The 25,245-nt window shown below is 70.7% G+C and carries 17 protein-coding genes, 1 tRNA gene and 2 pseudogenes; 8 read left to right on the top strand and 12 right to left on the bottom strand.

The genetic code is table 11. The annotated features are described in order from the left end of the window. The 5 genes and pseudogenes from ACOFKX_RS01145 to ACOFKX_RS01125 form a co-directional block, all read right to left on the bottom strand. The coding region (locus ACOFKX_RS01145; protein WP_419825260.1) for a translation initiation factor IF-2 associated domain-containing protein at window positions 1–205 on the bottom strand (205 nt) is incomplete at its 3' end. Then, window positions 202–943: pseudogene (locus ACOFKX_RS01140) on the bottom strand (DUF448 domain-containing protein). The pseudogene ACOFKX_RS01140 and the gene ACOFKX_RS01145, both read right to left, overlap by 4 nt. After that, window positions 913–2,551 (bottom strand): annotated as a pseudogene (nusA, locus tag ACOFKX_RS01135) (transcription termination factor NusA). The pseudogenes ACOFKX_RS01140 and nusA overlap by 31 nt, the downstream one beginning before the upstream one ends. A gap of 7 nt (window positions 2,552–2,558) precedes the next feature. Further along, the gene (gene rimP / locus ACOFKX_RS01130) at window positions 2,559–3,083 is read right to left on the bottom strand and encodes a ribosome maturation protein RimP (protein ID WP_419825259.1); all 525 of its coding nucleotides are present in this window, start codon (window positions 3,081–3,083) and stop codon (window positions 2,559–2,561) included. A gap of 950 nt (window positions 3,084–4,033) precedes the next feature. Next, window positions 4,034–4,687: a L,D-transpeptidase family protein gene (locus tag ACOFKX_RS01125; protein ID WP_419825258.1), complete on the bottom strand. Its 654-nt coding sequence runs from the start codon at window positions 4,685–4,687 to the stop codon at window positions 4,034–4,036. A gap of 120 nt (window positions 4,688–4,807) precedes the next feature. Here ACOFKX_RS01125 and ACOFKX_RS01120 point away from each other — a divergent pair, with 120 nt between their 5' ends. Further along, window positions 4,808–5,869 (top strand): AI-2E family transporter, encoded by a 1,062-nt coding sequence (locus tag ACOFKX_RS01120; protein WP_419825257.1) that lies wholly within the window; start codon window positions 4,808–4,810, stop codon window positions 5,867–5,869. Here ACOFKX_RS01120 and ACOFKX_RS01115 read toward each other — a convergent pair. Then, window positions 5,836–5,909: transfer RNA gene (locus tag ACOFKX_RS01115), tRNA-Gly, on the bottom strand. The two genes, ACOFKX_RS01120 and ACOFKX_RS01115, sit on opposite strands and share 34 nt — an antisense overlap. 38 nt (window positions 5,910–5,947) lie before the next feature. Beyond that, complete coding sequence (locus ACOFKX_RS01110; protein ID WP_419825256.1) at window positions 5,948–6,916, bottom strand: class I SAM-dependent methyltransferase; 969 nt, start codon at window positions 6,914–6,916, stop codon at window positions 5,948–5,950. A gap of 81 nt (window positions 6,917–6,997) precedes the next feature. Between ACOFKX_RS01110 and ACOFKX_RS01105 the strand changes: the two genes are divergently transcribed. From ACOFKX_RS01105 to ACOFKX_RS01075, 7 genes are read left to right on the top strand one after another with little or no spacing between them, the layout of a single operon-like run. Beyond that, window positions 6,998–8,734 carry a hypothetical protein gene (locus tag ACOFKX_RS01105; protein ID WP_419825255.1) on the top strand — a complete coding sequence of 579 codons (1,737 nt, stop codon included), beginning with the start codon at window positions 6,998–7,000 and terminating at the stop codon, window positions 8,732–8,734. Continuing rightward, entirely contained in the window at window positions 8,731–9,468 is a 738-nt protein-coding gene (locus ACOFKX_RS01100; protein WP_419825254.1) for a hypothetical protein, read from the top strand. Before ACOFKX_RS01105 ends, ACOFKX_RS01100 begins: the two co-directional genes overlap by 4 nt. Next, the gene (locus ACOFKX_RS01095; protein ID WP_419825253.1) at window positions 9,465–10,535 is read left to right on the top strand and encodes a GSCFA domain-containing protein; all 1,071 of its coding nucleotides are present in this window, start codon (window positions 9,465–9,467) and stop codon (window positions 10,533–10,535) included. The genes ACOFKX_RS01100 and ACOFKX_RS01095 overlap by 4 nt, the downstream gene beginning before the upstream one ends. 10 nt (window positions 10,536–10,545) lie before the next feature. Next, window positions 10,546–11,745, top strand: coding sequence for a sulfotransferase family protein (locus ACOFKX_RS01090; RefSeq protein WP_419825252.1), 1,200 nt, complete (start codon window positions 10,546–10,548; stop codon window positions 11,743–11,745). Beyond that, the gene (locus ACOFKX_RS01085) at window positions 11,742–15,623 is read left to right on the top strand and encodes a glycosyltransferase (RefSeq protein WP_419825251.1); all 3,882 of its coding nucleotides are present in this window, start codon (window positions 11,742–11,744) and stop codon (window positions 15,621–15,623) included. Before ACOFKX_RS01090 ends, ACOFKX_RS01085 begins: the two co-directional genes overlap by 4 nt. Next, the gene (locus ACOFKX_RS01080) at window positions 15,620–16,603 is read left to right on the top strand and encodes a M23 family metallopeptidase (protein ID WP_419825250.1); all 984 of its coding nucleotides are present in this window, start codon (window positions 15,620–15,622) and stop codon (window positions 16,601–16,603) included. The genes ACOFKX_RS01085 and ACOFKX_RS01080 overlap by 4 nt, the downstream gene beginning before the upstream one ends. Further along, entirely contained in the window at window positions 16,600–17,841 is a 1,242-nt protein-coding gene (locus ACOFKX_RS01075; protein ID WP_419825249.1) for a glycosyltransferase, read from the top strand. The genes ACOFKX_RS01080 and ACOFKX_RS01075 overlap by 4 nt, the downstream gene beginning before the upstream one ends. 101 nt (window positions 17,842–17,942) lie before the next feature. Here ACOFKX_RS01075 and ACOFKX_RS01070 read toward each other — a convergent pair whose 3' ends face one another. The 5 genes from ACOFKX_RS01070 to ACOFKX_RS01050 form a co-directional block, all read right to left on the bottom strand. Further along, window positions 17,943–19,349 carry a beta strand repeat-containing protein gene (locus ACOFKX_RS01070; protein ID WP_419825248.1) on the bottom strand — a complete coding sequence of 469 codons (1,407 nt, stop codon included), beginning with the start codon at window positions 19,347–19,349 and terminating at the stop codon, window positions 17,943–17,945. A gap of 249 nt (window positions 19,350–19,598) precedes the next feature. After that, on the bottom strand, window positions 19,599–20,372 hold the full coding sequence (locus ACOFKX_RS01065) for a sulfotransferase domain-containing protein (RefSeq protein WP_419825247.1): 774 nt from the start codon (window positions 20,370–20,372) through the stop codon (window positions 19,599–19,601). Between the two features lie 4 nt (window positions 20,373–20,376). Continuing rightward, window positions 20,377–21,780 (bottom strand): HlyD family type I secretion periplasmic adaptor subunit, encoded by a 1,404-nt coding sequence (locus tag ACOFKX_RS01060; protein WP_419825246.1) that lies wholly within the window; start codon window positions 21,778–21,780, stop codon window positions 20,377–20,379. Continuing rightward, a complete protein-coding gene (locus ACOFKX_RS01055) occupies window positions 21,777–23,501 on the bottom strand; it encodes a type I secretion system permease/ATPase (protein WP_419825245.1) in 1,725 nt (574 codons plus the stop codon). Before ACOFKX_RS01055 ends, ACOFKX_RS01060 begins: the two co-directional genes overlap by 4 nt. A 34-nt stretch (window positions 23,502–23,535) precedes the next feature. After that, on the bottom strand, window positions 23,536–25,176 hold the full coding sequence (locus ACOFKX_RS01050; protein WP_419825244.1) for a TolC family outer membrane protein: 1,641 nt from the start codon (window positions 25,174–25,176) through the stop codon (window positions 23,536–23,538). Window positions 25,177–25,245: the final 69 nt, after the last annotated feature.

Below are 25,245 nucleotides of genomic sequence, written 5' to 3'. Positions count from 1 at the left end.
CGGGCGCGGGCACCGCCTCTACGGGCGCCTCGGGCTGCGGCTCCGGATCGCCGGGCCGGCGGAGCACGCGCGAGCGCTTGGTCTCGACGATCACGGTGTTCGAGCGGCCGTGGGAGAAGCTCTGCTTCACCTTGCCCGTCTCGACCGTGCGCTTCAGCCCTAGCGGCGCGCGCATACCCAGCTTCGGCTTCTCAGTCTCGCTCATCGACTACCCAGTTCCTGTTCTTCCGCCGACACCGAAACGGCTCCAGCCGCGGTGTCCGAGACCGCGCCTTGAGGCGACGCCCCACCATCCGGTCCGATATAGCCGCGCCAGCGGCCGAGCGCGTGCTCAACGCGCTTGGCGGCGGCCCGGTCGACGATGGCGATATGTACCACGTTCTCGCGGCCCAGCGCCATCGCCAATATGGTGCGCTCGACGGGCAACACCACCCCCCGCGCGTCCGATCCTTCCTCGTCGCGGCCCACGCGCCACGCCTGATCGAGCTTGCGTTTGCCGTCGGCACCGGCGTCGGCGGCGTGAAGGAGGAGGTGGACGCGTCCGCGCCGCGCCGCCTCCTCGATTCGGTCCGATCCGGTGAGCAGCGTGCCGGCGCGCGCCTCCAGCCCCAGCCGATCGAGGAAGGCGCGGCGCAGCCCGTCCTCGATGCGGTCGGGCAGGTCGTCGGGGATGGCAAGCGGCTTGCCCTTGAAGGCGCGCGCGAGCGCGCCCTTCAGCTTGCCCTTTGCCTGAGCGGCTTCCAGCGCGGCGCGGTCCACGCCAATCCACGCGCCGCGCCCGGGCGCCCTTGGCGCGCAGGTCGGGCAGCACCGCGCCGTCCGGCGAGACCGCCAGCCGGATCAGCGCGGCGCGACTTCCCGTCGCGCGCGTCAGGATGCACGTCCGCTCGGGGACGTGCTCTTCGTCCGGCGTCAGGCCGTCTCGCGCATCATCCTTCGCCATCCGCCGGGGCGACCTCCCCGTCGGCGAAACCAGCCGGCGGCGGTGCGCGCCGCCATGATGATCTCGTTGCCCTGCTCCTGGCTCAGGCTGAAGACGGCGAGCACGCCGCCCTTGTCCTCGGGACGCGCACGCACCGGGGGGGCGTTCTCAGCACGGCGGCGGGGCTCGATGCGCTTCTTCTGCACGAGCTCGTCGGTGGCGAGGTCGCCCACGTCGTCCAGCGTCTTGATGCCGGCCTTGCCGAGCACCACCAGCATCGCCTCCGTGAAGTAAGGGAGTTCCAGCAGGGCGTCCTCCACGCCCCAGCGCGGTGCGTGCCTCGCGGTTCTCGGCCTCCTTGCGCTCCAGCGCCTCGGTCGCGCGGTTCTGGAGCTCGGCGGCGAGATCCTCGTCGAAACCCTCGATCTGCGATATCTCCTCGACATCGACGTAAGCGACTTCCTCCAGGTTGGAGAAGCCCTCTGCGACGAGGAGCTGCGCCAGCGTCTCGTCGACGTCCAGTTCCTGCTCGAACAGCGCCGAACGCTCGACGAACTCGCGCTGCCGCTTCTCGGACGCGTCCTGCTCGGTGAGGATGTCGATCGCCTTGCCGGTGAGCTGGGACGCGAGCCGTACATTCTGCCCGCGCCGGCCGATCGCCAGGGAAAGCTGGTCGTCGGGCACCACCACCTCGATGCGCTCCTCGTCCTCGTCGATGATGACGCGGGCGACGTGCGCGGGCTGGAGCGCGTTGACCACGAAGGTGGCGACGTCGGGCGACCAGGGGATGATGTCGATCTTCTCGCCCTGCATCTCCTGCACGACGGCCTGCACGCGGCTGCCCTTCATGCCCACGCACGCGCCGACCGGATCGATCGACGAATCACGGCTGATGACGCCGATCTTGGCGCGGCTGCCCGGATCACGCGCGGCGGCCTGGATGGTGATGACGCCATCGTAGATCTCCGGCACCTCCTGCGCGAACAGCTTCTTCATGAAGTCGGGATGCGCGCGGGAGAGGAAGATCTGCGGGCCGCGCACTTCGCGCGCCACCTTGAGGATCAGGCTGCGGATGCGATCGCCGACGCGCACCACCTCGCGCGGGATCTGCGCGTCGCGGCGGATGACGCCCTCGGCGCGGCCGAGATCGACGACGATGTGGCCGAACTCCACGCGCTTCACCACACCGGTGATGATCTCGCCGGCGCGGTCCTTGAACTCGCCATATTGACGCTCGCGCTCGGCGTCGCGGACCTTCTGGAAGATGATCTGCTTGGATGCCTGCGCCTGCACGCGGCCGAACTCGATGGCGGGAAGCGGATCGACAATGAAGTCGCCCAACGCGGCGCCCTTCTGGAGCTTCTGCGCGTCGGCCTCGCTGACCTGCTTGTAGATGTCGTCGACCTGCTCGACCACTTCCACCACGCGCCACAGGCGGAGATCGCCGCCCTTGGTGTCGATCTTAGCGCGGATGTCCATCTCGGCACCGTACTTGGTCTTGGCGGCGCGCTGGATCGCGTCCTCCATCGCCTCGATCACGATCTCGCGATCGATCAGCTTCTCGCGCGCGACCGAGTCGGCGATGGCGAGCAGCTCGGCCTTGTTGGCGGAAACGGCTGACGTGGCCACGGTTCGGCTATCCTTCCTGTACGATGCGGTCCGCGCCCTCGGTGTCGAGCGGCGCGGTGGCCTTGATGAGCGCGTCGGTCAAGGTGAGCTTGGCGGACGCGATGGCGGAGAAGGGCACGGCGATGGCGCCGCCCTTGGTTATGTCGAAGCGAATGGTGTCGCCATCGGCGCCGGAGATCGTGCCGTCGAACTGCTTGCGCCCGTCGATCGGCTCGGCGAGCCGCACGCGCGCCTCGTGCCCCGCCCAGTCGGTGAAGTCGGCGAGGCGGGTCAGCGGCCGGTCGATGCCGGGGGACGAGACTTCCAGCCGATAGGCCTCCGCGATCGGATCGGCCTCGTCCAGTGCCTCGGAGATGTGGCGGGAGAGCGTCTCGCAGTCGGAGAGGTCGAGCTGGCGCGTGTCGGGCCGCTCGGCCATCACCTGCAACGTCGGATCGCTCTTCCCCCCGATCATCTTCACGCGCACCAGCGCCAGCCCGAGCGCCTGGGCGTGCGGCTCGATGAGGCGGGAGATGGCGGCGACATCGGTCATCGACGGGTCCGTAAACGACATGAGCGCCTTCCGACCGCGCCCCGTGGGGCCCGGCCTCGGCAGAGTTTCCAATGTCGAGAAGGCAGTGGAGATATAGCGCGCGGCGGGGGGGCGGGCAAGGGTGGTTGGATAGGTCGAACGCGGCCACATCGTCACCCCGGACCTGTTCCGGGGCCCAGCTTCTTCCTTCTTGCAGGTTCGAAGGCAGCTGGATCCCGGATCAAGTCCTGGATGACGAAGGCCGTGTCCGATAGTGGTGGGAAGCCGACGTTGACGAGATAGATCCTTCCGATGGACGATCAGCGGATGCGATCTGCGCTCCTACTGGCGGTCTGTATTGGATGCACGGCACATGCGCAGGTTCAGACCGATCCTTCACCAACGAACTTGACCTACAGACTTGCTGTGGTTGGCGGGGAGGCAAGTTCAAGCCACGACTGCCCTTTCCGAAGGCAAAAGCGATACGCGGCTGACTTCAACAGGGTGTACGGTCAACGCATTCGTCGCCTGATGGCGACTCACGTTGCCCGCTCGGGAACCGATCCGACCTTCGTGGTGGTAAGCAGTTGTAGGAGGTCGAATGCATTGGGATCCGATCAGGATGATCGCCACCGCGAGGCCATGAAGGCGTTCGCCCCAAGGTTGCGCGCCCTCGAACAAGAGTTTGGAGACAATTAGCCGATCAAGGAACGCCACCTAATAGGTCCGCTTCTGGGCGTTGGCGGACCCGCCGAATGTTGGATACATGTTGGACTTGCCGGTTTAGCGTTCGTCCCGGCTCCTTCTCAGTCCGAATAGCACCCAGAGAGCACGCGTGGTCCCTCCATACGTGTTCACTTCGTCACTTTCGCACGCATGACCTCTGGCAAGTGTCCAACCGCCAGCCGTCGCGACTCGCGTCCGTCAGCCGCCTCGCGCCGGCGATTGTTGGGGCCGGAGGTTTCGCGCCCTCACCCCTTCACGATCGCCTGCCCCATCGCCAGCCGCTTGCCGCTGGTCACGATCACCGGGTCGCCGAGCTTCGTCGCGCCGAACAGCTTGCGCGCGAACGCCACCGGCACGCCGACGCAGCCATGCGTCGCCCAGCCGGACTGGATGCCCTCGGTGCCGTGGATGGTGACGCCGTCGTTGGTCAGGCGCTGCATGTACGGCATCTCGGCGTGGTAGAGGTTGGAGATGTGGTGCGCGTCCTTCTGCGTGATCGGGAAGGTGCCGAGCGGGGTGGGCTTGGTGTCGCCGCCGTAGACGATCGCCGCCGTGCCGATCTCCCAGCCGCCACGGAAGATCGAGAGCATGCCGGCGGCGAGATCGACGGTGATGACCGTCGGCCCGGCGGGCACGCCCGCCTCGTCCCAGCGCCAGTCGCCAATGCGCATCGGCTCGGGCACGTCGAGCACGCGGCGCACGGTGAGGTCGGCGGGCGCCATCGGGACCGGCGGCGGCGCCGGTGTCGGCTTGACGGGCGCGGGAGCAGGCGCGACCAGCGGAACGCGCGCACGCGCGGGCTCATCGCCCAAGATCGCGACCAGCCGCACCGACAGCGCCGCCGCGAGCACCAGCGCCCCGCCACCCGCCGCCATCGCTACCCATGCCGTGCGCTTCATCATCGTCTCCAAAGCCCCTCGTCACCAGCGCGCGCAAAGCGGCTGGCCGGCCCGGCCGTTCCCGTGCGAGACTCGCCTGCGCTAAGGACGGTCGCCGCCGCTTCGCGATAGGGGACAGGAATGAACAGGTTGCGACCGCGCGAGGAGGATCGGCACTTCATCCGCCGGCTGGGGCTGGTGGTGTTCGTGTCGGCGGTGGTCGTGTTCGTCGTGCGCGCGTCGGACCTGCTGCTGCTGGTGTTCGGCGCGATGCTGGGCGCCGTGCTGATCTCGGCGGTGGCGAACTGGCTGGCGGCGCGCACGCCGCTGCCGCGTGGCGGCGGGGTAGCGGTGGCGGCGGTGCTGCTCATCGCCTTCTTCGCCACGATCGGCTGGCTGTTCGGGGACGAGACGCTCCGGCAGGCGGGCAAGCTCAAGCAGACGCTGCCCGGCGACTGGGCGCGGCTGCGGATGTCGCTGGAGGGCAATCCGATCGGCAAGCTGCTCACCGATTCGCTCGGTAAGGGCACCGGCGGCAGCGGCATCGCCAAGTACGCGATCGGCGCGGGGTGGGGCACGCTGGAGCTTTTCGCCAACTTCCTCATCATCCTGGCGGGATCGATCTTCTTCGCGGCGCAGCCGGGCGTCTACCGGCGCGGGCTCGTCCTGCTGGTGCCGCCCTCCTACCGGGAGGTCGCAGCATCCGCGATACACGACGTAGGCGAGGCGCTGAAGCTGTGGTTGCTGACGCAGGTCTGCTCCATGGTGCTGATGGGCGTCATGATCGGGCTCGGCCTGTGGTGGTCGGGCGTGGAGGCGCCCGTCGCGCTCGGCCTGCTCGGAGGCCTGAGCGAGTTCATCCCCTATGTCGGGCCGACGCTGGCGATGGTGCCCGCGATCATCGTCGCGGCGGCGGGGCAGGGATCGATCTGGGGCGTGCTCGCCACCTACCTGGTCGTGCGGGTGGTGCAGGCCAACGTCATCACGCCGCTGATCTCGCAGCGGCTGGTCTCGGTGCCGCCGGGGCTCTACCTGTTCCTGATCCTTGCGGCCGGCTACGCCTTCGGCACCTTTGGCCTGTTCTTCGCGGGCGCGCTCGCCGTCACCGCCTACACTTTGACGGTGCGGCTGCTCGGCCGCGAGACCTACGGCGACGACGTGGCGGTGCCTGGAGCGGGTAGCGGGAATCGAACCCGCGTATGAAGCTTGGAAGGCTACTGCTCTACCATTGAGCTATACCCGCGCCTGACGGCAGCCACTGCCACCGGAGCCCATGTGCCGTCAACGCCGGCGCGCGACCAGCGTGTTGCCGGCGGCGAGCCCGGCGATCGCGTGCGGCGGCACGGAAGCGAGCACGCGCCGCCAGAAAGCGCCGCCCGGCTCCTCCGCGAGCAGCCGGCCGACCGACATCGCGTCGAACTCCGCGCGCACGCCTTCGTCGCCGATCGCGTCGCGCAATGCCGAGAGCTGCCAACGGATCGCGTGATCGGGCGTCTGGTTGGGCAGCGTTTCCACCTCCACCGTCTCGAACGCTTCGGCGAACAGCGACAGCAGCCCCTCGCGCGTCGCGTTGAAGTAGTGCGAGGGATAGCCGTGGACGGGCACCAGGAAGGGATAGTCGATGAAGATCGTGCCCCCCGGCCGCACCATCCGCGCGAACTCGCGCGCGATGGCGTGGGGATCGGGCACATGCTCCAACACCGCGAAGCAGCCGATGCCGTCCAGCGCCGCATCCGCGATCGGGTAGCGCGCGGCCGGCGCCATCACGAGATCGGCGGAGGGCGACGGATACACCTCCAGGTAGAGGCAGTTGTCCAGCCGCTCGCTCCTGCGGCCGCAGCCGATGTCGGCGAACAGGCGATCGGGGTGTGCGCGGACGTGATCGACGAAGCTGCCGAGCCCCGGATTGGCGGGCTCCGCCTCATAGGCGCCGAGATCGTAGGTATCGCCGCCGTAGCGGACGGGGAAGGCGCCCCGCTCGGCGACGAAGGCGAAGCCGCCGCCCACGCCCTTGGCGGCATCCAGCACTTGGGCGAACCGCTCATACTTGCGCCGCTGGCGGCTGCCCGCGAGCCCGGCCGCCTCCGGCAGAAGCTGGCGTCGCCCTTCCCGACGGCCATGGGCTACGAAGTGCGTCCACGCGCTGCCGCCGCGCGCGACGTGCGCCGCCACATCGCGATTGGCAGCGAGGTAGAGACCGGCCTCGAAATTATCGTCGGTGGCAAGCTGGGTGGGCGGGCGGTCGCTCATCGCAGCACCCGCTACGCCGGGCGGCGCGTTAGGTCGAGGCGTCGCTTCCGCCCGCCCGCCTCATCGCCTAAGCCGCGCGACATGGCGCTCTTCGCACTCTGGCGCGGCGATGCCGGCGCGGCGCGGGCGCTGCGGCGCGACGCGCACGTCGTGGCGGAACGCGAGGTCTCGCGCACCGTCGCGACGCCGCGCGGGGAGTGGCACCTCTCCGCCTTCGCCACCGCCAGTCGCTTCCACGCGGCGGACGCGCAGTTCTGGTTCGGAGAGGACGAAGCGTGCGTCTTCCACGGCGTCGCCTGGCGGCATCGCGACGGGCGTGCCGATCTGCTCGACGCGCGGGCGTGGGCGGCGCTATGCGATGGGCCGGGCAGGGCGTTGCCGCCGGACGTTCACGGCGAATATGTCGTCGCACGCGTCCATCGCTGCGGTACGGTGGAGGCGTTCGGCGACCCGGCTGGGATAGGGCAGATTTTCCACCTGCCGGGTCGCGACGACGCGATCGCCAACCGCGCCGCCTTCGTCGCGCGGCTCGCCGGCCGCCGCGAGGCGGATGCCGGGAGCGCCGCCTGGATCGCCGCCGTCGGCTATCGGCTCGGCACGCGTACCGGCTGGGCGGGCGTCCGCCAGTTGCCCCAGGGCGCGCGCTGGGTGAACGCGCGGCTGGCAACGGGAGAGCGCGTGGGTCCTGAACCGGGCGCAGCGCGCGGCTTCGACCTAGCCCTGCTCGAACAAGGTATGGCGGAGGCCGCCGCCGCCATGGCTCTGGCGGAGACCGACGGTGCGATCCCGCTTCCCGTCACCGGCGGCAAGGACAGCCGCGCGCTGGTCGCGATCGCCGCCCACGCGGGGCTGCGTGACCGGCTCGACCTGTTCACGCGCGGCCGGCCCGAGCATCCCGACGTGATCGTCGGCGCGCAGATCGCCGCCACGCTCGGCCTGCCGCACCGTCGCGAGGAACCGGTGCAGCCCGGCGGCGACGCGCGCTGGCCCGCCGAGCGGCTGGTGAAGGAGCTGGCGCGGCTGGCCTTCCAGACCGATGGCGGCATGGGGGGCTGGGATCTCGTCACCGGCCGGCAGCCCGGCCAAAGCACGCAGGTGACGGGGCATATGGGCGAGCTGCTGCGCCCTTACGCCAAGCGCCTGCTGCCGGCGGACGGGGACCCCGTGGCGCTGGTGCACGCGCAAGGGCCGTTCGACCCGCTCGATATCCTCCGCCCCGCTGCGCGGCGGCGCCTCGTCGCGACGCTGCATGACGAACTCGGCCGGCTCGCCACCGAGGACGATGAAACTGGGGCGCTGCCCGATCTCTTCTACCTGCGCCACCGCATCCCCAACTGGCTGGGCGGCGTGCGCGCGGTGAAGTCGTTCGAGCGCCAGCCGCTGGCGCCCCTCGGCGTGCGGTCGCTCACCACGCTCGCCTTCCGCATGACCGCCGGCGAGCGCCGCCGCGACCTCGCCCATTATCGCATCGTCGAGCGCGGCGCGCCCGAGCTGCTGGCGCTGCCCTTCGCGCATCAGCGCTGGGATGCCGAGCTGCCGGGCGCGCCGGACGTGGCGCCGATCCTCGCGCCCGCCGACCTGCCGCTGTTCGGGAGCTGGCAGTTCTCGATCAACGAGCCCGACGTCCGCGCCCGCCTAGCCACGCTGTTCTCGACGCCACTGGCGCTGTGGGAGGAGGTCGATCGAGTGCGCGTGCTCCGACACCTGCGCGAGACGCGGTTCGACACCTTCGCGGGGATCAGCCTGCTCGGCCTCGTCGTGTCGGTGCTGCACGGCGCCGGCCTCGCCCGTCCGGACCGCATCGGCGGCGCGTGGTGAAGCGCGCGCTGCTCTTCGTCGGCGAGAGCCACGTCGCCGCGATCCGCGATGCCGCCAAGGTGCGGCGCGAGGCCGATCCGGGTGCGCCACGCACGCGATCGATCTACACGCGCGATCCCCGTCTCGCGCCCGATCTGACGGAAGGCGCTCCGCCGCGCTTCGGCCCGCTGCTGGAGGCGGAGATCCGCGATCAGGTGGCGCTGCACGATCCGCTGGTCGCCTCCGTGATCGGCGGCAACGTCCACAACGCGCTGGCGCTGCTGCGCCACGAGCGGCCGTTCGACTTCCACCTCTCGGGCGAGCCGTCGCCGCCGCTCGATCCGGCGGCCGAGCGTGTGCCCGAGGCGTTGGTCGCCGAGGCGCTGCGCGCCGGGCAGGCGGCCGATCGCGCGCGGCTGACGGCGCTCCACGCCGTCGTCGGCGCGTTCGTCCACGTCGAAAGCGTGCCGCCGCTCCGCGACGATCGGCTGATAGCGGCGGCCGCCGACCGCTACTTCGTCGAGCGCGGCATCACGGCGCGGGGGGTGGCGCCCGCTAGCCTGCGCTACCGCATGTGGCGGCTCGCCTCCCGGCTGATGCGGCGAGAGGTGGAGGGGCTCGGCTGCGCGTGGCTGCCGGTGCCGCGCGCGGCGCTCGACGCCGACGGCTTCCTGCGGCCCGAGCTGGCGGGGGATGCGACGCACGGCAATGGCGATTATGCCGAGCTGCTGATCCGCGCGCTGGAGAGGCCGTGAGCGACCACCCCTATCGCCACCTGCCTGACGAGGCCTACTGGCGGCGATCGGTCGCGCGCGCCGACGGGATGGTCGATCCCGTGGCGGGCGACTTTCCCCGCCTGTTGCCCACGGACCGCGTCGCCACCGCCGGAAGCTGCTTCGCGCAGCACATCGCCCGCCACCTGGAGGCGGCCGGCTTCCACCGCCTCGTCACCGAGACGGCGCACCCGCTGATGCCTGCGGACGCGGCGCGGGCGGCGGGCTACGGCCTGTTCACCGCGCGCTACGGCAACATCTACACCACGCTCCAGCTTCTCCAGCTCCTCGATCGCGCCGAACGCCGCTTCGTACCGCACGAGCCCGCCTGGGGGCTGCCCGACGGCCGGCTCGCCGATCCCTTCCGGCCGACCGTGCAGCCCACGGGCTTCGGCTCGCTTGCCGAGCTGGAGGATGATCGCGCGCAGCACCTCGCCGCCGTCGCCGAGATGATGCGGACGCTGGACGTGCTGGTGTTCACGCTCGGCCTCACCGAGACCTGGGTGTCTCGGGTGGACGGCGCCGCCTTCCCGCTCTGCCCGGGGGTGGCGGCCGGCCGCTTCGATCCCGACCGCCACGCCTTCCGCAACCTGACCGCGGGAGAGGTGCGCGGGCAGCTCGCCGCCGCGATCGGGCAGCTGCGCGCGGTCAACCCGGCGGCGCGCGTGATCCTCACCGTCTCGCCGGTGCCGCTCGCCGCCACCATGTCGGGGCGGCACGTGCTCGCCGCGACCACCTACTCGAAGGCGGTGCTGCGCGTCGCGGCGCAGGAGGTGGCGGATACGCTACCGGGCGTCTGGTACTTCCCGTCCTACGAGATCGTCACCGGACCGCAGGCGCGCGGCCGCTACTTCGCGGACGATCTGCGCGAGGTGACGCCGGAGGGGGTCGCGCGCGTCATGTCGATCTTCCTACGTCACGCCGGCGGCATCGAACATGGCGAGGTGGCGACGCCATCTCCCGCCAACCCGCAGCCTTCGGCAGGAGCGGGCTGGGTGGCTTCGATGTGCGACGAGGCCATGCTGGACCGGGCGGACGGCGGCGACTAACCGCTTCGCGATGCAGGCGACGCCGAACAGCCACGACGCGACCGGGCTTGCCCGGACGGCGGTGGCCGTGCTCGGCATGCATCGCAGCGGCACCTCCGCGCTCACCTGGCTGGTCGGGCGCATGGGTGCGGCGCTGCCCGGCGACGCGATGGCGGCGACCGGCGAGAACGCTCGCGGCTACTTCGAATCCGTCGGCGTCGCGCGCGCGGGCGAGCGCCTGCTTCGTGCGGCGAAGTCGAGCTGGTTCGATCCCCGCCCGCTGGAACTCGACCGGTTGCCCGATGCGACGCGTGCCGCGCACCGCGCCGATCTCGGCGGCGCGATCGCCGCCGCCTTCGGCGACGCGCCGGTGATCGCGCTCAAGGATCCGCGCCAGTGCCGCTTCGTGCCGTTCCTGCGCGAGACGCTGGCGGAGCGCGGCTATGCGATGCGCGCGGCGCTGATGCTGCGCGGGGCGGATGCGGTCGCCGCCTCGCTCGACGCGCGCGACGGCACGACGCTCGCCTGCGCGCGGCTGCTGTGGCTCAGGCACATGCTCGACGCCGAGCGCGACACGCGCGGGCTGCCGCGCGCGATCGTGCGCTACGACCGGCTGCTCGCCGACTGGCGCGCGGAGGCGTCGCGCTTGGCGCCGTTGCTCGATCGGACGGAGTGGGCGCCGCCCGAGGGCTTCGGGGCGGACGTTGACGCCTTCCTCGATCGCGGCCTGCATCATCATGAGGGCGGGGCGGGGGCCACCGACTTCGCCGAGCTTGATACCCTCGTCCGCACGGCGGAGGCGGCATTCGAGGCGCTGGCGGAGGAGGACGGGGAGGGCGCGCGCGCCGCGCTCGACCGCGTGGCGGACCGGCTGCGGGAGGCGCCCTGGATCACGGACGACGTGGTGCACGACGAACTCCGCCACCGCCGAGCCCCGCGTAGCGAAGTGTCGCCGCCGCCGCCGCCAACAGTAGCTCCCGCCGCCGAACGGGCGCGCGCACGTGAATCCGGCGATGGCAACTTGGCCGAAACCGCTCGCACTATCGAACTCAGCGGGCTGTTCGATCGCGACTTTTACCTCGCCACTTACCCGGACGTGGGCGAGAGCGGCCTCGACCCGATCGTCCACTACGTCACCATCGGCGCGGCCGAGGGGCGCAACCCCAGCCGGCTGTTCGACACCGCCTACTACGCGCGCCAGATGCTGCGTCGCGCGGGCGGCACGGCATGAGAGCGGCGGCGCACCTCCACCTCTATTATCCGGATGTGGCGGTCGAGCTGATCGACCGCTTCGCCGCGCTCGGCCGGCCGGACATCGACCTCTTCGCCACCCACTCCGCGCCCCTGCCCGACGCCGTCTCCGCCGCGCTTGATCGCGTGCCCGGCTTAGTCGAGCGCATCGCGGTGCCCGATCGCGGCTTCGACGTGCTGCCCTTCCTCCAGGTGCTGCCGCTCGCCCGCTCGCGTGGCGCGGAGGTGATCGCCAAGCTCCACACCAAGAAGGGCCGATCGGGCTATGCCGCCGAGTGGCGGGCACTCGCCATCGACGGCATGATCGCGTCCGACGCGCAGGTCCGCGCGATCCTCGACGCCTTCGCCGCCGATCCCGCGCTCGCGCTCGTCGGGCCGGCGGCGCTCTACAAGTCCGCCGCCGCCAACCTGTTCGACAACGGGGCGCTGCTGCCGGCGCTGGCGGGCGAGGTGATGGGCGGCCGCTATCCGCCGGCGGATTGGGGTTTCTTCGCGGGCACCTTCTTCTGGGCGCGCACCGATGCCTTCCTAACGCTGGAGGCGATCGCGCAGGCGCGGGGCTTCGAGGAGGCCGGTGCGCGCGACGGCCGCCTCGCCCACGCCTGCGAGCGGCTGTTCGGGCTGGCGCCGGTGGCGGCGGACGGGCGCGTCGGCCTCGTATCCGAAGACGGCATCGCGATCGTCGACGCCCCCGGCGAGCTCGACGACGAGCCGATCGTCAAGACACTCGTGAAGCGCGCCGAACGCCACGTCGGCGCGCTCGATGCCGAGACGGTGGCGCTGATCCGTGCCGACAACCCGCTCGCCCACTATGCCCGCCACGGCCGCGAGGCCGACGCGCTCGATCCCAACCCCTTCTTTCAATCGAGCTGGTACAACGCCGTCAACGCCGACGTTTTCGACGCCGGCGTCCACCCGCTCCACCACTATATGCACCACGGCTGGAAGGAAGCGCGCTCCACCGGCCCGCTGTTCGACGCCGGCCACTATCGAAGCGCCTATGGCGACGTGGACGGCGATCCGCTGATGCACTTCATGACGATCGGCCAGCGCGAGGGGCGGATCGGCGTGCCTGCCGCCGTGCCGGCGGACGGCGAGGAGCTGATGCGTCACAGCCGCCGCTTTGACGGGCGACGGGAGCGTGGCTTCCTTGACGCGATGGCCGGCCTCGACGCCCCCACGATCGCGAACGCCGCCGCCACCAAGGTGAGCGTCGTCATGCCGGTATGGAACCGCGCGGAAGCGGTCGCGGCGGCGATCCGCTCCGTCCTCGCGCAGAGCCACGCCGCGTTCGAGCTCATCGTCGTCGACGACGGCTCCACTGACGATACGGTGCGGTTAGTGGAGCCGTTCCTCGTCGATCCGCGCGTGGTGCTGGTGCGCGCCGCCCACGCCGGCGTCTCGGCCGCGCGCAATCTCGGGCTCGATCGGGCGAGCGGGGCGGTCGTCGCCTATCTCGACAGCGACAATCGCTGGGTGCCGTGGTTCCTGGAGGTCATGGTCCGGCTGCTCGTCTCGGGCGGCGCGGATGCAGCTTATGCCGGGCTGGCGTTGCGCGACGGGCGCGGCCACCTCGCGGGCTATCGCGGCGCGGACTTCGACTGGGACGCCTGCCTCGCCTCCAACTATATCGACCTCAACGTCTTCTGCCATCGACGCGACACCGGCGAGCGCTTCGATCCGGCATTGCGCCGCATGGTCGATTGGGACTTCATCCTGCGCACCACCCGCGACCGGCCCGTCGCCTACGCGCCGTTCGTCGGCTGCGACTATTCGGACGCGCGGAGCGATGACAGCCGCATCACGATGCGCGAGCCCGCCGCCTACCAGAAGCTGGTCGCCACCAAGCTGCGCGAAGGCGGGGCGGTGGGCAGCGCGGCCTTCGCCGAGAAGCTGAGGCTAGCGTTCGCCATCAAGATCGCGGCACCCCGCGCGGAGCGGGCGGTGTGGGGGGATTGGCATTTCGCGGAGGCGCTGGCGGCGGCGATCCGCCGCCTCGGCCACGATGCGCGGATCGATTGCCGGGAGGAGTGGGGCGGCCACGCGCTCGCCGACGAGGATGTCGCGATCGTGCTGCGCGGCCTCATCCCCTACGCGCCGCGCGTCGGACAGATCGGCGTCCTGTGGATCATCAGCCATCCCGATCAGGTGCCGTTCGACGAGATGGAGCGGTTCGATCGCGTCTACACCGCGTCGCCGAGCCACGCCGCGCTGCTCGCCCACATCGTGCAGGTGCCGGTGTCGCCGCTGCTCCAGGCGACGGACCCCGGGCTGTTCAGGCCCGAGCCGCGCGCGGCCGAGGCTCCGGCGCTGCTTTTTTGCGGCAACTCGCGCGGCGTGCGGCGGCCGGTGATCGGCTGGTCGATCTCTGCCGGGCGGAACCCGACGATCTACGGCGGCGGCTGGGACGGCTTCGTGCCTGCGGAGCTGATCGCGGGCGAGGCGCTGGACAACGACGTGCTGGGGCCGCTCTACGCCGGGGCGGGCGCGGTGCTCAACGATCACTGGCCTTCGATGCGCGCGTTCGGCATCGTCTCCAACCGGCTGTTCGATGTCGTCGCCGCCGGCGGTCGCGCGATCACCGACGCGGTGCCCGGGGTCGCCGGCCTGTTCGGCGATGCGGTCGTGGAGGTCGGCTCGCCGGAGGACCTGCGCGCCGCGATCGATGCCCCGCGCGTGCCCGAGGAGGAGGCGGCGAGGATAGCCCGCGAGGTCGGCGAGGCGCATAGCTTCGATCGCCGCGCCGAGACGATCGTCGCCGACGTGCTGGCGCGCCTCGGCCTGCCGCCACGCGTGCGTCCGGCCGCGCCGCGCCGCAGCGATCCGCCGATCCGCGTCCATCTCGTCACGCGGATCGCCGCGCACGGGCCGCAGAGTTCGGCCTATGTCCGCATCGTCGCGCCGCTCACCGATCCTGGCGTCGCGGACCGTGTGTCGCTCACGCTGGGCGGCGACGGGGAGGTGCCGACTTGCGACGTCTGCATCGTTCAGCGCACCGCGCTTCCCGATCGCGACGCGGTCGACGCGCTGGTCGGTCGGCTGGGACGGCAGGGCGCGGCGCTCGTCACCGACGTCGACGACGCCTTCGCGGCGATCGGCAACGACCATCCCGAGGCCGCCTTCTATCGCCCGCTCAACGCCGCGCTGGAGCGCGCCATGGCGGCCGCCGCCGAGAGCTGGTTCTCCACGCCCGCGCTCGCGCGGCTCTACGCCGGCACCGGCGGCAGCGCGGTGGTGATCCCGAACGGTCTCGATCCGCGGCTGTGGCGGGACTGGCGGCGCGCGCCGGACGAGCTCTTCGGCGATCGTCGGCTGCGCCTGCTCTACATGGGCACGCATACCCACGCCGCCGACTTCGCGCGGCTGCGTCCCGCGCTGCAGCGGCTCGCGGAGGAGCGGCCGGACGCGTTTCGCCTGACGTTGGTCGGCATCGAGACCGGCACCGCGCCCGCGCCCTGGCTCGACAGCCTGGCGCCGCCCGCGGAAGCCGTCTCCTATCCGCGCTTCGTCCGCTGGCTGCGCGGACAGGGGCCGTTCGACGCCGGGCTGGCGCCGCTCGCGCCGAGCGCGTTCAACGACGGCAAGTCCGACGTCAAGCTGCTCGACTATGCGGCGCTGGGCCTGCTGCCGGTCGTCGAGGACTGCGCGGCCTATCGCGCCGATCCGCGCTTCGCCGATGCGGCGCTGTTCGCGCACGACTGGTACGAGGCGATGGCGGCGCTGCTCGACCACCCCGAACGCTGGCGCGCGCGGGCGCGCCGCGCCTCGGCGCTGCTCTGGCGGCACCGCGACGCCGCCGCCGTCGGCCGCCGGATGCTCGACCGTCTCGAAGCCCTGGTTCGGAGACCCGGCCGATGATCCCGTCCCGCTCGTTGCTCGTCGCGCTCGGCGCGGCTTCTCTGCTCGGCGCGCACCGGGCGCCGCCTGGCTTCCGCCTCGGCTTTCCGCTGCAATGCAGGCTGGGGCAGAGCTGCTTCGTCCAGAACTATATCGATGCCGATCCCGGCCCCGCCGTGCGCGACTGGCATTGCGGCGGGCGCAGCTACGACGGCCACAATGGCGTCGACATTCGGCTGCCGAGCATGGCGGAGCAGCGTGCCGGGGTTGCCGTGCTCGCCGCCGCGCGCGGTCGCGTGCTGCGCGTGCGCGACGGCGTGCCCGACATCAATGTCGACAGGCGCGGGCGCGCCGCCGTCGAGGGCCAGCAATGCGGCAACGGCATCGTCATCGATCATGGCGGCGGGTGGGAAACGCAGTATTGCCACCTGGCGGAGGGCAGCATCGCGGTGCGGCCGGGGCAGCGCGTGCGCGCCGGCCGCGCGATCGCGCGCGTCGGCCTCTCGGGCGATACCGAGTTCCCCCACCTCCACATCACCGTGCGCAAGGACGGCCGCGTCGTCGATCCGTTCGCCGTCGGGGCGGCGCCGGGATCGTGTGGCGGTGGCACCGCGCTGTGGCGGGACCGGCTGCCTTACCAGTCCGGCGAGGTGCTGCTCACCGGCTTCGCCACCCGCGTCGTCGAGGAACAGGAGGCGCAGGAGGGGGGCGCCGATCAGCTGCCGAGGCCCAGCCGCGATGGCCCGGCGCTGGTCGCCTTCGCGCAGGCGATCGGGCTGGAGCGCGGCGACGTGCAGCGCATCGTCGTCACCGGACCCGACGCGCGTATCGTCGTGGACGGCGGGCAGCCGCCGCTCGATCACGACAAGGCGGTGACGATCCTGTCGGTCGGCCGGAAGACACCGGCGGGCGGCTGGCCCGCCGGCGTCTACCAGGCGCGCTACAGCGTCGTGCGCGGCGACGTGGAGGTGATCGTCAAGACCTACCGGGTCCGGCTGTGACGGCGCGGCGCTCCGTCCTCCTCGTCCACCAAAACTTCCCCGGCCAGTTTCCGCATATCGCGCGCGCTCTGCTCGCGCGCGGCGATCGGGTGGCGGCGATCGGCTCGGCCTCCGCGCGCGGCATGCCGGGGGTGGACCTGCGGCGCTGGAGCAACGCGAAGAGCACGACGCCCGGCCTCTTTCCCCACGCGGTGCGCGCCGAGGCGGACCTGATCCGCGCCGCCGCCGCCGCCGATACCGCGGTGGGACTGCGCCGCGACGGCTTCATGCCCGACGTCATCATCGGCAATCCCGGCTGGGGCGAGACGCTGCACCTGAAGGAGGTGTGGCCCGAGGCGAAGCTGATCCTGCTCGGCGAATATTACTATGTCGCGCGCGGCGGCGATCTCGGCTTCGATCCCGAGTTCACCGCACCCGACTTCGGCGTCGCCGATGCGGTGGCGCTGAACGCGCGCAACGCGACACAGGCCTTTGCCTACGTGCTCGCCGACCGAATCGTCTGCCCGACGCCCTTTCAGGCGTCGACCTTTCCGGCCTCGCTGCGCGAGCGGATCACCGTGCATCATGAGGGCATCGACATCGCGGCGGCGTCGAGGCGGCCGGCGGCGCGCATGGTGCTGCCCGATGGCAAGGTCCTCGTCGCGGGCGATCCGGTCGTCACCTTCATCAGCCGCACGCTGGAGCCGCTGCGCGGCTTCCACATCTTCATGCGCGCGCTGCCCGCGCTGCTCGCGGAGCGTCCCGATGCGCACGTCGTCGTGATCGGCACCGATGCCGAACAGGGCTATGGCGCCGCCGCTCCAGGCGGATCGACGTGGAAGGACGCGATGCTGCGTGAACTGGGCGGCAGGATCGATCTCGCGCGCGTTCACTTCCTCGGCCGCGTGCCGCATGCCACCATGGTCGCCGCGCTGTCGCTGTCGGCGGCGCACGTCTACCTGACCTATCCGTTCGTGCTGTCCTGGTCGTTGATCGAGGCGATGGCCTGCGGGTGCCTGATCGTCGGATCGGATACGGCGCCGGTGCGCGACGCGATCGTGCCGGGCGAGAACGGGCTGCTGGTCGACTTCTTCGACGTCGCGGGCTTGTCCGTGCGGCTTGTCGAAGCCGTGAGTCACCCGGCTTCGTTCATGCAGCTTCGGGAGGGTGCCCGTGCCACCGTGGTGCGGCGATATGATGCGAGCGCGGTGGGCATTCCCGGTTGGCTCTCGCTGATCGACGACGTCATCTCAGCGTAGACCACCGTAGAGCCACCGGCTCGAAACGCTGGAAAGCGTGAAATAAAAAAGGGCCGGTCCCGCAGGACCGGCCCTTCTTCATTCTCGCCGAGGCGAGGCGATCAGAAGCCCTGGAAGCTCGGGTTCGAGATCGAGTTGGCATCCACACCGGTGAGGTGGATGATGCCGAGGCCCTGGGCCGCATCGTTGCCCGAGGTCGGGTCGCCACCGTTCGCGTCGTTGTAGAACACGTAGGCGTTGTTCGCCGAACCGACGTTGAGCACCGAGACCTGCGCCGCGTTGCCCGACGGCGGGTTCAGCTGCGTCTGCGCGAAGATCTCCGCGTCGTGCACACTGGTGAACACCGTCGCCGAGTGCGCGACCTGCGGGGTCTGGCCGGACGGCGTGGTGGTCGTCAGGGACAGACGATCAGCGTCGGCCACCGAAAAGTCGGTGATCGTCTGGTAGTAGGTCTGACCCGCCGTGCCGCCGCTCGTGCTGCTGCCCGCGAAGGTGGAGGCAATGCCCGCGCCCGCCGCCGAGAAGTCGAACGTATCGGAACCCTGACTGCCGGTGAGCTGCGTGATGTGCGTGTTGCTCGCGGTGCCGGCAGTCGCGCCGGTGGTCTCGCCCGAGACGATTAGCGTGTCGTTGCCGACATCGCCCATCACCACGTCATGGCCATGGCCAGCCGTGATGCTGTCGTCTCCCATGCCGCCGCGCAGCGTATTGTCGCCCACCGCGGTGCTAGCGGTGATCGTGTCGTTACCGGTGTTGCCGTTGACCTGGTTGAGGCCCGCGCCCCGAATGGTGATGGTATCCGCGTCCGCGCCGCCGAACACGCGGTTGTCACCGGTGCTCGCCGCCGTACCCGGAGTCGTGTTGCCGCCGGGCGAAGTCGTCGGAGCGGTGGCATTGCTACCAACGGTGATGGTGTCCGTACCCGCGTTACCGTTAATGTAGTTGGTGCCACTGCCGACAGTGATCGTGTCACCCGCATCCGGAGTACGGTTGCCGGGATCGACGTCACCAACCTGCGAAAACTGCGAGTTGCCGTAGATGTGGTTGTTCGCGTTGCCGCCCATGATCGTGTCGGCACCGAAGCCACCGTTCAGGTAGTTCGAAACGCCTGCTGCGGACATCGACGCGTTGATGGTGTCAGCACCACCGAGGGCGTAGACCGTGTTCGGGTCGACGTTCATGCCTGCCGTTCCGCTGCCGGTCGCACCCACATTCCCCTGCAGAGTCAGGGTTTCGGCGCCGGCCTGCGTGCCGATAACGAGATGCGACGCATCGTTGAAAACGATGTTGCCCATCTGCGACGCAGTCGAGATCGACGCATTGAACGTATGCGAGATGCCGCCAAAGCTAAGCGTGATGCCCGAGTTTACGTTCGCACCCGACGAACCGTTGGAATACGGCTGAACGTTCACTTGGTTGGCAGTCGCCGACCTAAACAGCAGGGTATCACCATCGCCAAATGCCGCCGCGTCCTGATCGCTCATATTCTCGAAAACATAACCAGCCATCTTAGTAACCCTCCATCGAACCTATCAGGCACCACTATGCCCTCCCCCCTCTAGAGGTCGGAGGTGTTACCACCCGGTGACACCCTTCGGCGTTCGGGAACGCCGCGTGGTGGCCAGACGAGTAGGCCCGCACAATGGTTAGCCGAGCCTGGAGAACCGTGCAACATGGAAAGGGTTGCCGCCGCTGAACGATTAACTCCGTTGTGGCTGGCGGGTAACACACGGTATTCGCGCTACGTTTCTCGCCCATCACCCGCCAGGGCCAGGCCCGAACCGCCAATCCTCCGCGCCGGCGAGATCGTGGAAGCGCCGGGTCTCGGCCGCGAAGGCGTCATGCAGGTGCGCCACGTCCGCCGGCGTCAGGCTGGATGGGTAGGCCACGTCGGGGGCGACGCGGACGCGGCGCGGGGCGAGCGGCGCCGCCGGCGGTGCCACGCCGAGGAAGGCGCAGACGCGCCGCACCGCCTCGTCGGGCTGTCGATCGAGCAGCCAGTGCGGCAGGCACAGGATCTGTTCCCGCGGGAACAGCGCCCGCGCGCGCGCGAGCTGGCGACCGTAGAAGCCGCGCTCGACATAGCTGAACACGCGGTGAAAGCCGGGGTAGGGGGCGGCACCGGCCATCCGCGCGCGGCCCTCCCGAATGGCGGTCGCGAAGTCCAGCGTCTCCGTGCGCCTGGACCACTCCATCCGCCAGTGCGAGAAGGCGCGCTCGACGGGGTCGCGGAACAACAGCACCAGCCTGATCGCCGGGTTGTAGTCATGCGCGCGCTCCAGCGCGTTCGGCCAGTAGAGCGTGATCGGGGTCGCCTCGCCGCGCAGCCGCCCGTCGTCGGCGAACAAGGCGTGCAGCCGAGCGGGATCGGGCGCGCTCCAGTCGACGCCTTCCTCGTCGTCGAAGAAGTGCGCCTCCTTCACCGCCGGAAGCTGGAGATCGCGCACCTCGCCCAAATAAGCGTGGAGCGCGCTCGTCCCCGCCTTCTGCACGCCCGCGATCAGGAAGCCGAGGCGCGCCTCCGCCGGCACGCGCCTAGCGCTCGCGCATCGCGGTGCGCATCGCCTCCGTCATCGGACCGAGCAGATAGTCCATCACGGTGCGGCTGCCGGTGACGATCGCGACGGTGGCGGGCATGCCGGGCGTCAGCTTCACGTCCGGCCCCGCCTTGGCGAGCTCGCGCGGATCGACCTTGACGCGGACGACATAGAAGGACGTCTTGCTCTCGGGATCGGTGGTGGCATCGGCGGAGACCAGCACGACCCGGCCGTCGATCTGCGGCGTCGTGCGCGGGTTGTAGGCGGTGAGCGTCACCCGCGCCGGCATCCCGACGCGCAGCTCGGCGATGTCGGTTGGGCGAACCATCGCGGTGATCTCGAGCGGCTGGCCGCTCGGCACGATCTGCATCAGCGTCTCGCCCGGCTGCGCCACGCCGCCCTCGGTGAACTGCGTGAGGTTAAGCACGGTGCCGTCGACGGGCGCGCGCACCAGCGTCTGCTCCAGGCTCTGCTGCGCGGCGCGCAGCTTGGGCACGATGTCGGCGAGCTTGTCCTGCGCGTCGCGCAGGCCATCGGCGGCGTCGGTCTCGCGCTTGTCGTCGAGCTGGGCGATCTGGAGGCGAACATCGCCGATCCCCTGCGAGGCGCGGGCGATGTCGGATTGGGTGCTGCCGCGCTGGCCTTTCAGCGCGACGGCGCTACGCTCCAGCGCGAGCAGCCGCGAACGTGGCGCGTAGCCGAGCTTGTTGAGGTCGCGGACGCCGCCAAGTTCGTCGTCGATCAGGCCGGACTGCGCGTCGATCGAGCTCGCCTGCGCGCGCATCCCCGCGATCTGCGTGGAGATCTGGCTCGCCTGAGCGCGCAGCACCTCGGCCTGACTGCGATAGAGCGTCATGCGCGCGGCGAACAGCGTGCGCTGGCCGGCAATCAGCGCCGCCACGGCCGGGTCGCTTTGCCCGGCGGCGAGTTCCGGCGGCAGGCGGAGGTCGGCGGCGTTCTGCGCCTCGGCCTGCAACCGGGCGACCTGGGCGAGCGTGCTATAGTATTGCGACTGGTAGATATCGACGGTGGCCTGGCTCGTCACGCGATCGAAGCGCATCAGTACCTGACCGCGCCGCACGCGGTCGCCCTCGTGGACGGCGATGTTGCGGACGATGCCGCCGTCGCGATACTTGACCTGCTTGAGGTTGCTCTCGACGCGCACCGTGCCCGGCGCGACAACGGCGCCGGCGATCGAGAAGAAGGTCGCCCAGACGAGCAGCCCCACCACCAGCACCAGCACGATGATGCTGCCGGCCAGGATCGGCCGGCGCAGCCGCAGCCGGACGATGCGATCCGGATCGGCGTCGCCGGCGGGGCGGAAGGCGGCAGCGTCAGCCGTCGCAGCGTCGACCGAAGTGGGAAAGAGGAAGCGGCGCGCGGCGCCCGCCAGCCGGCTCATGCCCTCACCTCCGCGACCGGCGGGCGTGGCGCGAGCCGGGCCATCACCTCATCGCGCGGGCCATAATTAGTGACGCGCCCGGCCTGCAGCACGAGCAGTTTGTCGGCGTGCATGAAGGCGGCGGGCTTGTGCGAGATCAGGATCACGGTCGTGCCCCGTTGCTTCAGCCCGGCGAGCGCGCGCAGCAGCGCCTGCTCGCCCTCCGCGTCCAGATTGGCGTTGGGTTCGTCGAGCACCACCAGCTTGGGATCCCCGAACAGCGTGCGCGCGAGGCCGACGCGCTGGCGCTGCCCCGCCGACAGGATCGCGGCGCCCTCGCCGAGCTGCGTATCGTAACCGTCGGGTAGCCGCAGGATCAGGTCGTGCGCGCCCGCCGCGATCGCCGCGCGGACCACGTCGGCATCGTCGGCGTCGGCACGGAAACGCGCGATGTTGTCGCGAACGGTTCCGCCGAACAGCTCGGTATCCTGCGGCTGATAGGCGACGTGGCGGCCGAAATCCTCGCGATCCCAGCTGTAGACGTCGGCCCCGTCGAGGCGGACGGCGCCGCTGTTGGGTTTCCAGATGCCGACGAGCAGCCGCGCGAGCGAGGACTTGCCCGCGCCCGACGGCCCGATGATGCCGACCATCTCGCCCGCCTCGACGCGAAACGACACGCCGAGCAGTACCAGCGACAGCGAGCCGCCGGGCGCGAAATTAACCTCCTCAACGCTGAGCTGACCGGCAGGCGTGGGAAGCTGGGTAACGGGCGTCGGCGGCTCGAAGTCGGCGATCGCCGTCTCAAGCCGCTTGTACGCCTGCGTCGCCTCGAACAGCCCCTTCCACGATCCGACGATACGCTCGATCGGCGCCAGCGCGCGCGCGGCGAGGATCATGTTGGCGAACAGCAGCCCCGAGGTGATGTCGCGCCGCACGACCAGCAGCGCGCCGAGCGCGATGACCACGAGCTGGATCAGCATCCGCACGTAGCGGATCGCCGCGCCGTAGACGGAGGAACGCTCCGCCGCCACCGATCCCGCCTGCAGGGACTGGGCGCGGAACACCGCCCACTGGCTGCCGAGCCGCGGCAGCATGCCGAGCGCGCGCACGACCTCGCCGTTGCGCAGCGCCGCGTCGGTGAAGCCGTAGCTCTGCACGGCGGCGCGGCTCGCTGTCTTCAGCGCGGAGTGGGTGGCGCGATCCTGCATCACTGCCAGGATGACGAGGACCACGCCGCCGAGGAGCGTGGCCACCCCGATCCACGGGTCCACCGTGAACAGGATCAGCATGAATACCGGCATCCACGGCAGGTCGAACAAGGCGCCGATCGCCGGCCCGCCGATCGTCTGACGCACGACGTCGAGGTCGCGCAGCGCCTGCGCACGCGTGCTCTGCCGCCGCACCACCGCGTCGAACAAGGCGGAGAAGACGTGGCTCGACACCTGCTGATCGAACACCACGCCGAACCCGACGAGCACCTGATCGCGGAAATGGTCGATCACGCTGGAGACGAGGAAGACGAAGGCGGCGGCCAGCGTCAGCACCACCAGCGTCGCCATCGACTGGCTGCTCAGCACGCGCGAGTAGATCTGATTGGTGTAGATCGGCAGCGCCAGGTAGAGGAGGTTGCTGACGAGGCTGAACAGCGCCGCGAAGGTGAGCGGCGTCGAGCCGAGCGCCAGCGCACGGCGCAGCGGCGACTGGGCGCGATCGCCAGGGCGCGCGGGAAGCTGGCGCGTCATCGTGCGACCTCGAATGCGAGCGGGTGGAGAGCGATCATCGGCCGGCGCTGGTCGCGGGATTGAGCGGCGGCGCCGGGGGCAGGTCCGGCGCCGGAGGCAGCCCTCCAGGCAGGCTCGCGGCCGGCACCAGCGGGCTCTGCGTCACCGGCACGAGGCGGCGCTGCATGTCCTCGGCGCTCGGCGTCGGCGGCAGCGCCGCCGCGTCGCTCGGCATCGGCCGCTCCTCGCCGCGCAGGTCCGCCACCACCGGGCGGCGGGGCGAGGCGGAGCCGATCCGGTCGACCAGCCGCGCCACCGGTTCCAGCGGCGTGCGCCCCCGGTTGCGCACGGCGCGGAAGCGTGCGTCGACGTCGTAGCTGTCGAGGTCGCGGGTGACGGAGGCGGCGCGCAGGTCGCCGATCGCGGCGAGGAGCTGCGCGCGCGACAGGTATTCGCTGTAGCGGTTCTGGACGTAGCCGAGCTGCGCGGAGACGAGCTCCTGCTCGGCGTTGAGCGTGTCGATCGTCGAGCGCAGCCCGTACAGCTCCTCGCGGTGCATTCCGGCATAGGCGAGCTGAGCGGAGGCGACCTGCCGCTCGCCCGAGGTCAGCGCGTTGCGCGAGGCGGCGAGCTGGTTCCAGGCCGTCGAGACCGCCTGGATCGCGGCACGGCGGTTCTCCTCCACCGCTTCCTGATCGGCGCCGTTGCGCGCGTCCGCCTCGCGCACGCGCGACTGGATCGCGCCGCTGGCGAACAGCGGCTGGGTGACGGTGATGCCGGCGACGACCTGCTTGCCGCCTGGCTGATCCTCGAAGGGGAAGAAGCGGTTTTGGTAGATGGCCTGCGCCGAGAGCGCGACCGTCGGCCCGCGCGCGCCGCGCGCCGAGGCGGCGGCGGCACCCGACGCCTGCTCGTTATACTTGGCGGCGAGCAGATCCGGGTTGCGCGTCTCGGCGGACGCGAACGCCTCGTCGATCGAGCCGGGCAGGCCGGCGAGTTCGGGCAGCGGCTCCAGCGTGCCCGGGTTCTGGCCGACGACCTGGAGATATTGCGACCGCGTGATCGCCAGCGTCGACTCATAGTCGGCGAGCGTGATCAGCGCCTGCGCCAGCCGCGCATCGGCCTGTCCGACGTCGGTCAGCGTGACGTCGCCGGCGCCCTGGCCGCGGCCCACCCGAGCGTACCGCTCGCGGCTCTCGCGAAGCTGGTCCTGCAGGACGGTGACGTTCTCGCGCGCGATCGCCAGCCGCTGCTCGTCGCGCAGCACGGCGGCGTAGACGGAGACGACGTTCTGGACGAGCTGCTGCTCGACCGAGCGCAGGTTCTGCCGGCCGGCCTCGACGTTGCTCTTGGCGGCGTCGAGCTGCCCTTTGAGGCGACCGGCGGTGTAGAGCGGCTGGTTGAGCGACGCGACCGCCGATGCCGTCTTCGTTGTCGCCGAGACGCCATATTGCCGGCCCGTCGTGTAGGTGCCGTTCCCCTGTACGCTCAGCGTCGGGCCATACTGCGCGCGCGCCTGGACATAGCCTTCGTTGACCGCGTCGAGCGCGTAGCGTTGGCGCTCGATCGACGGATTGCGCGCGTAGGCGATGGCCACCGCGTCCGCCAGGCTCTCCGCGGGAGCGGTGCTCGGGAACATCATGCCGACGGCGGACAGGAACAGGAACGCGCGACGCGCGGGAAGGCCATCAATCAAGACCGATATCTGTCCATGGGCGCCGGCGACCAACGCCATCGGGCCTGGCCACACGCTGCCAGTCGGCCC

This window comes from Sphingomonas sp., from assembly GCF_965200105.1.
GTDB lineage: Bacteria > Pseudomonadota > Alphaproteobacteria > Sphingomonadales > Sphingomonadaceae > Solisphingomonas.
The sequence above is the reverse complement of the archived record's forward strand: the minus strand, read 5'-3'. Positions and strand labels throughout refer to the sequence as shown.